We start from the raw sequence: 12236 nt of genomic DNA, 5'->3' as shown, positions 1-12236 counted from the left end.
GCCCCGGGGCAGCGGCTCGGGTTGCTGGCGGGGCTGGTAGCAGGTCCGGCCCGCGGGCCGCTCGCGCCGGGGCGCGGGGTCGCGAGGCGCGCCGGGGTCGGCGTAGCCGCGTGCCTCGCGTGCGCGCCGCCTGAGTTCGGCGGCCTCCTCTGGCGTGAGGTGCCGGCGCCTGGGGTCGTCGGTCATGGGATCGGACTCTACTTGGCGTCCTGCACGCGCGGCGGGTCGGACAGCGCCGCGGAGGGCAGGGTCACACGGCCCGTCACAGCCACGACACGTGCGGGGCCAGCACCGCGTACCCGAGGAACGCCGCCACATCCAGGAGGGTGTGCGCCAGGATGAGCGGCCACAGCCGGCGGGTCCGCATCCAGTACAGCGCAAACACGAGTCCCATCGCGAGGTTCCCCAGCCCGCCGCCGAAGCCCTGGTACAGGTGGTACGACCCGCGCAGCAGCGCCGTGCCGGCCAGGGCGACCGCCGGCGGGACGCCGAGTTGCCGCAGGCGCACGAGCAGGTAGCCCACCACGAGGACCTCCTCGGCGGCACCGTTGCCCGCCGCGGCCAGGACCAGCACGAGCGGCCGCCACCACGTCTCCGTGAGGCCCGAGGCCGAGACCTGCAGGTTGGCCCCCGCCGCCACCGCGCCGAGGTAGAGCGCGAGGCCGGGGATCCCGATGGCGGCGGTCAGCGCGAGCCCCCAGGCCACCTGGCGGCCGGCGCGCTCCCGGACCAGCCCGACCGCCCGCGGGCCGATCCCGGTGTGGGCGAGGAGCACCAGCGGCAGCGCGGCCCACGCCACCAGCCGGAGGACCCCGAGCAGTTGGTAGGCGAGGTCGAGCCAGGCGTGGGTGGACCGGGAGGCGTTGAGCGCGGCGGTCTGCTCGTCCAGGGCCTCGGGCGCGAGCAGCGCGGAGACCAGGTCGAGGACCGAGTACAGGCCGGAGAGCCCGAAGGTCACCAGGAGGACGACGACGAGCTCCGCCGCCAGGAGCCGGCGGGTGCGCGGGTCGGTGACCGGGTCGAACCTCGAGGCGAAGCGCCGGAACGCCTCGCGCGGCGAGAGCGCCCGTCGGGCCCGGCCCGCCCGGGTCACCCCGACCGCCGGACGTCGCGGACCAGCCGGTCCATCCACCGTGTTCCGGGGGCGGACTGCTGGGCGGTCGTCGTGTACGCGATCCACCAGCGCTCGTCGCCGGACCCGAACACCGCGGCGTAGACCAGGCCGCCGGAGTCCGGGTCGGAGTCCGCGTCGGGGACCACCACGTAGGAGACCGCGGCCCCGTCGCCCGCACCGGTGCCGAGGTCGACGGTGCGCTGTTCGTCGGGGGTGCCGCTGACACCCATGACGTACAGCTGGATGGTCTCCGCCAGGGCGTTCGCCGCCCCCCGGTCGTCGCCGACGGCCGCCGCGGCGATGCCCGGCTCCAGCCGCCCGGCCAGGATGCGGGTGTCGAGCGCGCGCCCGGATCCGACCGGCACCAGCATGAGGCTGCCGAACTCCGGGCTGTCGGCCACCACCCACCCGACCGGGACGGGGACGTCCAGGCCGGACGCGGGGTCAACGTGGTGGGCGCCGTGCAGGGTGGAGTCCCTGGGCAGGACGGCCTCCGGGGTCGTCACCACCGACACGATCAACAGGGCGGCGAGCAACCCCAGCGCCACGTGGATCGTGCGCGGCCCGCGCTTCTCCTCCGGTGTCAGGTGAGAGGCGTCGGGGGCCGGATCGTGGTCGGGGGCGGGGGAGTCGTCGGAACCCATCGGGGGAGAGACTAGCAACGTCCGGGGTGTAGACCTGTGGTCATGACGGTGTCGCTCGAACTGCTCAGCCGCGGTCCCTCCCGCCCGGATCTGCTGGAGGACCTCGTCGCGGACGAGTCCGGGCTCGCGGCCACGCTCGCCCGCTGGGCTGTTCCGGCCCCCGCCGCGGTGGCGCCGGACCCGGAGACCGGTCTCCCGGGATCCGAGGTGGTCGCGGTCGTCCTCGCCCGGGGCGCCGCCGCCGTCGTCGATGTGGCACCGGGCCTGGCCGGGGCGGGACCCGCGGTGGACCACCTGGTGGACCTCCTGGCGGTCGCGGCCCACTCGGGCGTCGGCTTCGGGTCGGGTCTGGTCCCCCGGTGCGCGGACGCCGGGCAGGTGTGGGCCCTGCTCGCCGGGGCTGTCGCCGCCATGACGGGGGGTGACGTCCGGGCCGCGCTCGCCGCCCCCGACCCGGATGCGCTGCTCGCGCTCCCGCGGGCCGCCCGCGAGGCGATACGGGACGTGGTGACGTGTGTGATCGTCCCGTCCCGGGACGTGGACGAGGTCTCGGCGGACCTCGCCTCCGCGCACCTTCCCTGAGGCTGGCTAGTCTTGTCGTCGTGGTCACCGTCGCCTACCTCGGCCCGCCCGGAACCTTCGCCGACGCCGCCCTGCACCGTTTCCGTGCGGACGCGCGTACCTCCGCGCTGCTCGACGGCGCCGAGGCCGTCCCGGCCGGCACCCCGGACGAGGCGCTGGACCTCGTCCGGGCGGGCGCCGCCGACTACGCGTGCGTGCCGTTCGAGAACTCCGTCGACGGCACCGTCAACCCCACCAGCGACTCCCTCGCGGAGGGGGCGCGGCTGCAGATCTTCGCGGAGAACGAGCTCGACGTGGTCTTCTCCATCCTCGTCCGGCCCGGCACCGCGGCCGCCGACGTCCGGGTGCTGAGGACCCACCCGATCGCCGCGGCGCAGGTCCGGCGATGGGTCGCCGCGCACCTCCCGGGCGCCCGCATCGAGACGACCTCGTCCACCGCGGCCGGAGCCGAGGAGGTGGCGGCCGGCAGCGCCGACGCCACGGCCGCGCCCGCGCGGGCGGGCCAGATCAACGGGCTGGTCCCGCTCGCGGAGGACGTCGCCGACGTGGGCGGGGCCCGGACCCGGTTCGTCCTGGTGGGACGCCCCGGGCCGCCGCCCGAGCGGACCGGGCACGACCGGACCTGCGTCGTCTTTGGCCTGCCGCACGAGCCCAACTCGCTGGTCCAGGCGCTCACCGAGCTGTCGATCCGTCAGATCGACCTCACGCGGATCGGGTCCCGGCCCACGCGGGTCGAGCGGTTCACCTACCTGTTCCACGTGGACCTGGTCGGACACATCGACGACCCGGCCGTGGCCGAGGCCCTGGCGGCCCTGCACCAACGGACCGCCGGTCTGCGCTTCCTCGGGTCGTGGCCGGTGGCGGACGGCCTCGCCGCGGGCTCGCCGCCGCCGGATCGCGGCGAGGCGCTCGACTGGATCGACGGCCTCCGGCGGGGGGCGGGATCGTGAGCGCGCGCCTGCACCTGGTCCGGCACGGGCAGACCCCGTCGAACGTCGCCGGAGCCCTGGACACCGCCCTGCCGGGGGCGCCGCTCACCGACCTCGGACGGGACCAGGCGAGGGCGGTCGGGCAGGAGCTCGCCGGGTCGGGGATCTCGCCGTCGGTGATCCTCAGTTCCGAGGCCGCCCGCGCCCGCGAGACCGCCGGGCTGATCGCCGGGGCGATGGGGCTGCCCACCCAGGCCGTGCCCGGCCTGATCGAGGTCCAGGCCGGGGAGTTCGAGATGCGGACCGGGCCCGAGGCGCTCCTGTCCTACAACCGGGTGGTCCGCGACTGGCTGGAGGACGGCGACCTCGCCTCGAGCCTGCCCGGCGGCGAGAGCGCGCTGGCCGTGCGCGACCGGGCGATGCCCGTGATCGCCGAGCTGCGCGAGTCCCACCTGGACAACGGCACGGACGTGGTGCTGGTGGTCCACGGCACCCTCATGAGGATGATCGCCGTGTTCGCCGGGGCCGCCCCCTCGCAGTGGGCGCTGAGCAACAGGATCCCCAACTGCGGGGTCATCGAGCTGGCGCCGGACCGCGGCGGCTGGTCCTGCGAGCGGTGGGGCGACCACCTGGGGCGCCCGCAGGTCTGACCCGCCCGGCCGGGCTCGTCAGCCCCAGCCCAGCTCGTGCAGCGTGTGCTCGTCGATCCCGAAGTGGTGCGCGATCTCGTGGATGACCGTCACCGCCACCTCGTGGACGAGCTGCTGCTCGGTCGTGCAGAACTCGCAGAGCGCGCCCCGGTAGATCGTGATGGTGTCCGGGAGGTAGCCCGAGTAGGTGGTGTCGCGCTCGGTGAGCGCCACGCCCTCGTACAGGCCGAGGAGGTCGGGTTCCTCCGGGTGGCGGTCGGCGACGAGCACCACGACGTTGTCCATCGCGGCGAACAACTCGTCGGGCACGGAGTCCAGCGCGTCGTCGACGAGCGCCTCGAACCTGGCCTCGCCCACGACCAGGGTCACGGCGTGCCGCCGGGGACCGGGACCGACACCGTCCCGGACGCCTCCCCCGCCGGGGCGCCGGGGACCGCGGGCGCCGGACCGGGGGCGGGGAGCGACGTGGTGGTGGGCGCGACCGGCGTGGCGCCGTCGATCAGCACCCCCTGGCGGGCGGACCCCCTGAGGACCGCGAACGGCCCGGGATCGGCGGCCTTCATCCACCCGCAGGTCACGGGCCGGCTCCCCGTGGGCCAGGAGATCGGCGCGAGCGGGTTCACGAGGGTCGAGATCAGGGTCGTGCGGCGGAGCGCCTCGGCGTCCCCGAGGTAGGCGACCCCGGCGGCGCGGCAGGCCTCCGCGGTGAGCTCGGACTGCACCCGTGGCTCCGGAGGGGTGGGGCCCTCCGGGAACGTCCCGGTCACGTCGAGGTCGGAGACGATCTCGATCGAGTGGTCGGCGGAACACGGCAGCGGTGCCCCCGGCAGGCCCGCGTCGGTGAAGCCCAGGCAGGTCCCCGGCTCCCACCATCGGTGCTGGTCCGCCTCCGCGAACACCCCGGTGGAGGGGGCGGACCGCCCGTCGAGTTCGGAGGCGGCGACGCCGCACAGCACCGCGTGGTCGCCCTTGGCCCACCCCTCCGCCGACGGTGGGACGACCAACCCGGTGAACCGGCCGACGGGGTCGACCTCGCGGCCCCCGGCGTAGCGGGTGACGAGCGGCAGGCACCGGTCCGTGCCCACGGCAGCCAGGTCCGACGAGTCCGGGAGCGGGGCGTCGTCGCCGAAGCCCGGCACGTCGATGAGGTCGATGCGGCCGGCGACCTCGAAGCGGTGGGGCTCGGCGCAGTCGACGGTGGTGAACGCGGTGACGCGGTCCGCGGTGTCGACCGCCCAGGTCAGGCAGGTTCCGGGTGCGGCGTTCGCGTAGGCGGGACCGGACAGCGTCCGGGGGTCGACCTGCGGGACGATCGCCGCGATGCGTTCCGCCCGGGGCGAGTTCGGGTCGCCTATCGCCGAGGCCATGAGTCCGCCCGTCACCGCCCCGCCGGCCAGGATCGCGACGAGGGAGGACACGACCGCGCCCCGGGTCCGGAGCAGGGACCGACCCGGGTGCGGTGATCGGGAGACAGTGGTCATCACGTCCATGATGCCGCAACTTCGTGTTGCCGATAGGATCACCGGCATGAGCGGACACGGACACGACGAGGCGGGCGGTCCGCAGGCGGGTTCCCGCGAGCCACGTGAGGGCGTGGACCCGGAGGTCCTCGAGTTTGCGCAGATGCTGTTCCAGCTCGCGCGGGACGGGGAGACGGAACGGCTGGCGGCCTTCGTCGACGCGGGCGTGACCCCCGATCTGACCAACGAGCGCGGGGACGCGCTGCTCATGTTGGCGGCCTACAACGGTCACCCCGCGACCGTGCGGGCCCTGGTGGCCCGCGGCGCGACGGTGGACCGGGCCAACGACCGTGGTCAGACCCCCCTCGCCGGCGCCGTGTTCAAGGGCTACGGCGAGGTGGTCCGGGTGCTGTTCGAGGCGGGCGCGGATCCGTATGCGGGGACCCCCACCGCCGTGGACACCGCACGCATGTTCGAGAAGGACGCGTTCCTCGAGCTCTTCGGGGTCTGACCCCCCGGGTGCCCCGGCGCGCGCCCGCTAGGCTTGTCGCCGTGATCGATCTCAAGCTGCTCCGCGAGAACCCCGACCTCGTCCGCGACTCCCAGCGCACCCGCGGGGAGGACCCGTCCCTGGTGGACCGGTTGCTGGCCGCGGACGAGGCGCGCCGGACCTCGATCTCCGCCGCCGACGGCGCGCGGGCCGAGCAGAAGGCCCACGGCAGGATGGTCGGTCAGGCCGCCCCCGAGGACCGCCCCGCGTTGCTCGAGGCCGCGGGCGCGCTCAAGCAGGCCGTCAAGGACGCCGAGGAGGCCGAGAAGGCCGCCGCGGCCGAGGTCGACCGGATCCAGCGGGCGCTGTCCAACGTCGTGGAGGAGGGCACCCCCGCCGGCGGCGAGGACGATTTCGTGGAGATCGAGCGGGTCGGCGAGATCCCCACCTTCGACTTCGAGCCCAGGGACCACCTCGAGCTGGGCGAGAGACTGGGGCTGCTGGACATGGAGCGCGGCGCCAAGGTCTCGGGTGCCCGCTTCTACTTCCTCACCGGGGACGGCGCCCTGCTCCAGCTGGGGATGCTGCAGCTCGCCGCCCAGAAGGCCACGGCCCACGGCTTCACCCTGATGATCCCGCCGGTCCTCGTGAAGCCCGAGATCATGCAGGGCACCGGGTTCCTCGGCTCGCACGCCGACGAGATCTACCACCTGGCCGACGACGACCTCTACCTGGTCGGCACCTCCGAGGTCGCCCTGGCGGGCTACCACCAGGGCGAGATCCTGGACCTGTCGGACGGGCCCAAGCGCTACTGCGGCTGGTCCTCGTGCTTCCGCCGCGAGGCGGGCAGCCACGGGAAGGACACCCGCGGCATCATCCGCGTCCACCAGTTCGACAAGGTGGAGATGTTCTCCTGGTGCGCGCCGGAGGAGGCGCACGGGGAGCACCTGCGCCTGCTGGCCCTCGAGAAGGAGATGCTGCTGGCCATGGGCCTGCCGTTCCGCGTGATCGACATCGCCGGCGGCGACCTCGGCTCGTCGGCGGCACGCAAGTACGACTGCGAGGCGTGGGTCCCCACCCAGGGGACCTACCGCGAGCTCACCTCGACCTCCAACTGCACGACGTTCCAGGCCCGCCGGTTGGGCGTCCGGTACCGGGACGACACCGGCAAGCCGCAGACGGTCGCCACCCTCAACGGCACCCTGGCCACCACGCGGTGGCTCGTGGCGATCCTCGAGAACCACCAGCAGGCGGACGGCTCCGTGGTCGTGCCGGAGGCGCTGCGCCCGTTCGTCGGCAAGGACGTGCTCGAGCCCCGCTAGTGCCTGCGTCCGCCGGGACGCCGGTCCTACCCGGGTCAGATCCCGAATGCCCGCGGGTACCGCACCAGTCCGGGCGGTATCCGGGCACCCGGGTCGAGCCGCAGCACCATGAGGGACTCGTCGGGCACCTCGATCGACAACCGGATCCCGTGGGTGGAGGCCCGTTCGAATCCGAACCGCGGGTAGTAGTCGGGGTGGCCCAGGACGACGACGAGGGATTCCCCCGCCCGGCGGGCCGCCTTCAGCGCGGCGGCCGTGACCGCCGTCCCCACGCCTTCGCGCTGACGGTCCGGCCGGACCGAGCACGGAGCGAGGCACAGCGCAGACGCTGTGCCGATGTGGCAGCGGGTGAGCAAGGAATGGCCCACCAGGTGACCGGCGGCGTCCACAGCCACCCAGCTCAAACCGTCGATCCACGCCTCTTCATCGGCGCGGAGCGCGTCGACGAGGTCTGCCTCGTCAACGTCGGGGAAGGCCGCGAGGACCACCTCCCGCACGGACGGCGCGTCGCTGGCCGTCTCGGGACGGACGGTGACGTGGGCGGTCACGGGCGGAACAGCATCATCACGCCGCTCGCGCTGGCGCAGATCCGGCCGTCGGTGTCGGTGACCTTGACCTGGACCACGCAGGTCGAGCGGCCCACGTGCTCCACCTCGGCGGCGATCGTGGCCGGTGTGCACTCCAGGCGCAGCGCCCGGATGTAGCGGACGGTCAGGTCCAGGGTGTTGTAGCCGACGCCCGGCTCGACGACCGTGGCCGTGGCGTACCCCAGCGCCGAGTCGACCCAACCCGAAACGATCCCGCCGTGGACGGTGCCGCCGTTGTTGAGCGCCCATTCGGCGGGTTCGGCCGTCATGACGATCGCGCGCTCCGCGACCGAGTCGAGTCGGAGTCCCAGGGTGAGCGCACCGGGGGAGAGGTGGCGCTCCCCGTCGAGGACCCGCTGCAGCGCGTCCATGCCCGCGTGTGGCGCCCGTGCGGTGTCGGCGGGCGGTGCCGGCCAGGTGTAACTGCGGCTCCGCGGGGCGGAATCGGGGGGCGTGTCGGGGTCCACCCGGCTGAACCTACCGGGAGCCGGGTACGTCGGTGGGGCCGGGCCGCTACGCTGAGCCCTGTGGAATTGCTCTATACGGGGATCATCGGGTTCGCCCGCGTAATGTTCAAGGTCCAGGGCCTGGACCTCAGGATTCGCGGGGCGCGGAATTTCCCCGAGGTCGGCGGCGCGGTGGTGGTGATGAACCACACCGGGTACCTCGACTTTGTCTACGGGGGCATCCCGGCGCGCGTGCACAAGCGGTTCATCCGCTACATGGCCAAGGTCGAGGTCTTCGACCACAAGGTGTCCGGGCCGATCATGCGCGAGCTCAAGCACATCCCCGTGGACCGCACGGCCGGCAAGGCGTCCTTCGACGAGGCGGTGAACCGGCTCCGGGCCGGCGAGTTGGTGGGGGTGTTCCCCGAGGCCACCATCAGCCGCAGCTTCGAGATCAAGGGCTTCAAGTCGGGGGCGGTGCGCATGGCGGTGGCCGCGGACGTCCCGATCATCACCGTGACCCTGTGGGGCTCGCAGCGCGTGTGGACCAAGGGACTGCCCAAGAAGCTGCTGCGCCCCAAGGTGCCGATCCACATGGTGGTGGGTGAGCCGATGACCGCCTACGAGCCGGTGGACGAGTGCACCGAGGAACTCCGTTCGAGGATGCAGGTGACCCTCGAGGAGATCCAGACCGAGTACGCCCGGCTCCACGGCCCGTACCCTCCCGGTGCCAACTGGGTCCCCGCCCGCCTCGGCGGCTCGGCCCCGACGCTCGAGGAGGCGACCGCGCTGGACGAGGCCGAGCAGGCGGAACGGATGCGCCGCCGGGCCGGGGCGGTGGGTGAGGCGGGCGCTGACGCCCCGGAGGGACCGGCGGGCCCGGACGCTCCGTGACGACCCGTTCCAGGCCGCTGCTCGTCGCCACGGATGTCGACGGAACGCTGATCGGCACGGACCACCTGGTCCCGGAGGCGAACCGCGCGGTGGTCGAGGATCTGGTGGCGGACGGCGCGACGTTCGTCCTGGCGACGGGACGGCCGCCGCGGTGGCTGGCACAGGTGGTCGACCAACTCCCGGTCGCGCCCCTCGCGGTGTGCGCCAACGGGGCCGTCATCATGGACACCGACAGCGGTGAGTTCCTCAGCACCCGGCTGCTCGAGGCGGAGACGCTGGCGGCGATCGACGAGATCCTCCGTTCGCTGCTGCCGGGCAGCGGGATCGCGGCCGAGCGGCTGGGCGAGGACGCCGCCGACGCGGACTTCGTGGCCAGCCCGGACTACGAACACGCCTGGATCCACCCCGAGCACCTCGAGGTCGGTCACTCGGAGGTGCTCTCCCGGCCGGTGCTCAAGCTCCTGGCGAGGGTCCCGGGCATGCCCAGCGCCGACATGGTCGCCGCGTTGCGCGGCGAGGTGGACCACCTGGCCGACCTCACCTACTCCACGACCGACGGGCTCATCGAGTTCGCCGCGCGCGGCGTGACCAAGGCGAGTGGTCTGGCGGAGGTCGCGGCCGGCACCGCGGCGTCCACCGCCACCCCGTCCGTCGTCCCGGTCACGGTCGCCTTCGGGGACATGCCCAACGACCTCGAGATGCTCCGGTGGGCGGACCACGGGGTGGCCATGGGGAACGCGATCCCGTCGGTCCACGCAGCGGCGGACGAGGTCACGCTCACCAACGACGAGGCGGGCCTGGCGCACGTGCTGCGCCGCTGGTGGACCTGAGCGTCAGGTCGGGGGCGCGGACCGGTCCCCATCACTTCCCCGGTGTGCCCGCCGCCCCGTTGGAGGGGCGGCGGGCACACCTGATGGGATCCGGCCCGCGAGTCTGGTCGGCCGACGGTGACCGTCGGCCGGGGATCAGGGGTTCGGCTCCACCGTGAGCTCGGTGGTGGCCGGGTCGAAGACCAGCGTGCCGCCCACGAACCGCTGGGCGATCGTCCCGTCGGCGCGCTCGGCCTCGGCGGACACCGGGAGTCCGAGCGGGCCGTGTTCGAAGCCCTGGGAGGCCCAGGCGTCGCCGATCGCGCCCCACACCGGGTGGGTGCCGGTCTCCGGGGAGGAGTACAGCGCGCCGTTCTCGTACTTGACCAGGGAGACGTTGCCGAACCTCTGGATCCCGGAGAGCGCCTTGCCGAGCGGGCCGGCGAGTTGGGAGGCGAGTCGGCCGAAGTCGCCACCGATCACGGCCTGCACCGAGCCCGCGCTCACCGGGATGTCGGACAGCGACTTGCCCCCGGTGAGGATCCTGGTCAGGGCGGCGGCGTCCAGCTTGCCGCCGGTCAGCACGGTCCGGAGCGCCGAGGTCACCGCGTCCTGGACGCTGCCCTGCGTCACGCCCGGGATCGTCGTGCCGGTGCCGGTGCCCGGCCGCGGGGTCGTCCCGGGGTTGGACGTGGCGGGGGGCGCGGGGTTGGACGGCGCCGGGTTGGACGGGGCGGGGGTCCCGCCGCCGCTCTTGGCGTAGGCGGCCGCGATGTCGCGGATCTGGCCCATCTTGGCGTACCCGGCGTCGCCGGGGCACGAGGTGGTGCCGACGTCGCGGTGGGCGAAGATGTTGGGCAGCCGGACCGCGGTGCCGGCCGAGTACTTGGTGTACGAGGTGCCCTCGGAGTAGTGGGTGTCGGTGCCCTTGGGATCGATGCCGGCGATCGACAGGCGCCAGCCGATCACCTCGCCCATCTTCCGGACGGTGGCGTCGGACGGCGCGACGGTCGAGTAGTCGCCCATCATCGAGATGCCGAAGGTGTTGCCGTTGAACCCGCCGGCGTGGGCGCCCTGGACGTTGCGGGTGAGCCCGCCGCGGCGACCCTCGAAGGCCTGCCCGTACTTGTCGACCAGCACGTTGTAGCCGACGTCGCACCAGCCGAGGTTGCGGGCGTGGTAGACGTAGATGCCCCGGACGACGCCCGCGGACTCCTCGCGCGAGTAATTGTTGCTGCCCGCCGTGTGATGGACCGTGGCGGCGGCGAGGCTGCTGTCGTAGGTCGTGCCGCCGCAGCGGATCGACTCGTCGGCGCCCCAGCCGGATCGGGTGATGATGGACGGCTGCTTGGCCGCGACGTCGCCGTTCGCGCCCGTGCCGCCCGTGGCCGCGATGTCGCCGAACGCCTCGGCGTCGGGGGTCGGGGTGTCGTCGGGGGAGATCAGGACGGCGGTGACGGAGTCCGCGCCGGTGTCGGTGGTCTCGGCGACCGGCTTGATGTCGGCGTAGCGGGTCGGGATCGGCGGCGAGACGTCGTCGGCGGCCGAGGCGGCCGGACGCGCGGGCGCCGGGGCGGGTGTCGGCGACGCGGGCTCGGCCGGGGCGGGCTCGGGCGCGGCGGGCTCGGCGGGCGCCGGCTCTGCGGGGGCGTCGGGTGCCCCGGCGAGCGAGGTGTCGGCGAGGTCGACCCCGGAGAGCGCGATCTGGACGGCGGTGGTGTCGGTGCCCAGGTAGACGGGCTCGGTGCCGCCGGTGCCGGTGGTGCTCTCGGCCTTGCCGTCGACGGCCTCGGCCTGGTACCAGGGGCCCCACGTGCCGTCGGGGTTCTTGGCGCGCATCGCGGCGGTGGCCTGGGGGTGGTGGCCCGTCCAGGTCACACCGACCATCGAGAACGGGGTCTCGGAGGTGACCTCCTTGACCGGGGCGCCGCCGCCCGCGATGTCGGAGTCCACCCCGGTCGCCGTGGGGGCGTCGGAGAGGGGGACGGTGGTCTCGCCGGTGGGGGCGGCCGAGCCCGAGGTGGCGGCGATGTCCGCGGAGTCGACGAGTCGGTCGGAACCGGAGACGGCGAGGGGCGTGACCACGGACGCCGCGACCGCCACCGCGAGGGCGAGGGTCCGGCGTCGACCGCTGACGTACAGGGGGCGGCGTCGTGTTCTCAAGGGCTTCTCCAGATCAGCTGTCTGTGGTCCGCGGTCGGGGCTGCGGGCACTTCTCCCCGTGGGCCGCGTCGGGACGCGACCACTGGGACGTATGTGACGATCGAGGTCAATGGTAGCCAAGAAACGTGTGAAACCAAGTGGTACGG

Annotated in this window: 15 protein-coding genes; 7 read left to right on the top strand and 8 right to left on the bottom strand. The window is 73.8% G+C overall.

Annotation, left to right across the window (positions count from 1 at the left end):
- From Q0444_RS01210 to Q0444_RS01200, 3 genes are all read right to left on the bottom strand, one after another.
- Positions 1-186: hypothetical protein (locus tag Q0444_RS01210; RefSeq protein WP_299020758.1), on the bottom strand; the 186-nt coding region annotated here is incomplete at its 3' end.
- A 76-nt stretch (positions 187-262) separates the two neighbouring features.
- A complete protein-coding gene (locus Q0444_RS01205; protein ID WP_291080433.1) occupies positions 263-1093 on the bottom strand; it encodes a CPBP family intramembrane glutamic endopeptidase in 831 nt (276 codons plus the stop codon).
- Positions 1090-1758, bottom strand: a complete 669-nt coding sequence (locus Q0444_RS01200; protein WP_291080435.1) for an APA family fibronectin-binding glycoprotein — start codon at positions 1756-1758, stop codon at positions 1090-1092. The genes Q0444_RS01205 and Q0444_RS01200 overlap by 4 nt, the downstream gene beginning before the upstream one ends.
- A gap of 42 nt (positions 1759-1800) precedes the next feature.
- Here Q0444_RS01200 and Q0444_RS01195 point away from each other — a divergent pair, with 42 nt between their 5' ends.
- From Q0444_RS01195 to Q0444_RS01185, 3 genes are read left to right on the top strand one after another with little or no spacing between them, the layout of a single operon-like run.
- Positions 1801-2340 carry a hypothetical protein gene (locus Q0444_RS01195; RefSeq protein ID WP_291080437.1) on the top strand — a complete coding sequence of 180 codons (540 nt, stop codon included), beginning with the start codon at positions 1801-1803 and terminating at the stop codon, positions 2338-2340.
- A 20-nt stretch (positions 2341-2360) separates the two neighbouring features.
- Positions 2361-3290, top strand: coding sequence for a prephenate dehydratase (gene pheA / locus Q0444_RS01190; protein ID WP_291080439.1), 930 nt, complete (start codon positions 2361-2363; stop codon positions 3288-3290).
- Positions 3287-3919: a histidine phosphatase family protein gene (locus tag Q0444_RS01185; RefSeq protein ID WP_299020755.1), complete on the top strand. Its 633-nt coding sequence runs from the start codon at positions 3287-3289 to the stop codon at positions 3917-3919. The genes pheA and Q0444_RS01185 overlap by 4 nt, the downstream gene beginning before the upstream one ends.
- An 18-nt stretch (positions 3920-3937) precedes the next feature.
- On the opposite strand, the gene Q0444_RS01180 is transcribed toward Q0444_RS01185, so the two are convergent.
- Both Q0444_RS01180 and Q0444_RS01175 read right to left on the bottom strand, forming a co-directional pair.
- Positions 3938-4288 carry a metallopeptidase family protein gene (locus Q0444_RS01180; protein ID WP_291080443.1) on the bottom strand — a complete coding sequence of 117 codons (351 nt, stop codon included), beginning with the start codon at positions 4286-4288 and terminating at the stop codon, positions 3938-3940.
- Positions 4285-5400 (bottom strand): septum formation family protein, encoded by a 1116-nt coding sequence (locus tag Q0444_RS01175; protein WP_299020753.1) that lies wholly within the window; start codon positions 5398-5400, stop codon positions 4285-4287. Before Q0444_RS01175 ends, Q0444_RS01180 begins: the two co-directional genes overlap by 4 nt.
- A 142-nt stretch (positions 5401-5542) precedes the next feature.
- On the opposite strand from Q0444_RS01175, the gene Q0444_RS01170 reads away from it, so the two are divergent.
- The gene (locus Q0444_RS01170) at positions 5543-5890 is read left to right on the top strand and encodes an ankyrin repeat domain-containing protein (RefSeq protein ID WP_291080461.1); all 348 of its coding nucleotides are present in this window, start codon (positions 5543-5545) and stop codon (positions 5888-5890) included.
- 41 nt (positions 5891-5931) lie between these two features.
- Positions 5932-7191, top strand: a complete 1260-nt coding sequence (gene serS / locus Q0444_RS01165; protein WP_299020751.1) for a serine--tRNA ligase — start codon at positions 5932-5934, stop codon at positions 7189-7191.
- A gap of 35 nt (positions 7192-7226) precedes the next feature.
- On the opposite strand, the gene Q0444_RS01160 is transcribed toward serS, so the two are convergent.
- A complete protein-coding gene (locus tag Q0444_RS01160; RefSeq protein WP_291080449.1) occupies positions 7227-7739 on the bottom strand; it encodes a GNAT family N-acetyltransferase in 513 nt (170 codons plus the stop codon).
- Positions 7736-8149 carry a PaaI family thioesterase gene (locus Q0444_RS01155; protein ID WP_299020748.1) on the bottom strand — a complete coding sequence of 138 codons (414 nt, stop codon included), beginning with the start codon at positions 8147-8149 and terminating at the stop codon, positions 7736-7738. The genes Q0444_RS01160 and Q0444_RS01155 overlap by 4 nt, the downstream gene beginning before the upstream one ends.
- Positions 8150-8305: 156 nt before the next feature.
- Here Q0444_RS01155 and Q0444_RS01150 point away from each other — a divergent pair, with 156 nt between their 5' ends.
- Both Q0444_RS01150 and Q0444_RS01145 read left to right on the top strand, forming a co-directional pair.
- Complete coding sequence (locus tag Q0444_RS01150; protein WP_291080453.1) at positions 8306-9118, top strand: 1-acyl-sn-glycerol-3-phosphate acyltransferase; 813 nt, start codon at positions 8306-8308, stop codon at positions 9116-9118.
- The gene (locus Q0444_RS01145; RefSeq protein ID WP_291080455.1) at positions 9115-9948 is read left to right on the top strand and encodes an HAD family hydrolase; all 834 of its coding nucleotides are present in this window, start codon (positions 9115-9117) and stop codon (positions 9946-9948) included. Before Q0444_RS01150 ends, Q0444_RS01145 begins: the two co-directional genes overlap by 4 nt.
- 135 nt (positions 9949-10083) lie before the next feature.
- On the opposite strand, the gene Q0444_RS01140 is transcribed toward Q0444_RS01145, so the two are convergent.
- Positions 10084-12090: an N-acetylmuramoyl-L-alanine amidase gene (locus tag Q0444_RS01140; RefSeq protein WP_291080457.1), complete on the bottom strand. Its 2007-nt coding sequence runs from the start codon at positions 12088-12090 to the stop codon at positions 10084-10086.
- Positions 12091-12236: the final 146 nt, after the last annotated feature.

The sequence above is a fragment of the uncultured Dietzia sp. genome (assembly GCF_937873725.1).
Lineage (GTDB): Bacteria > Actinomycetota > Actinomycetes > Mycobacteriales > Mycobacteriaceae > Dietzia.
Note: the sequence above shows the minus strand (reverse complement) of the source record. Positions and strands in the feature narration are given on the sequence as shown.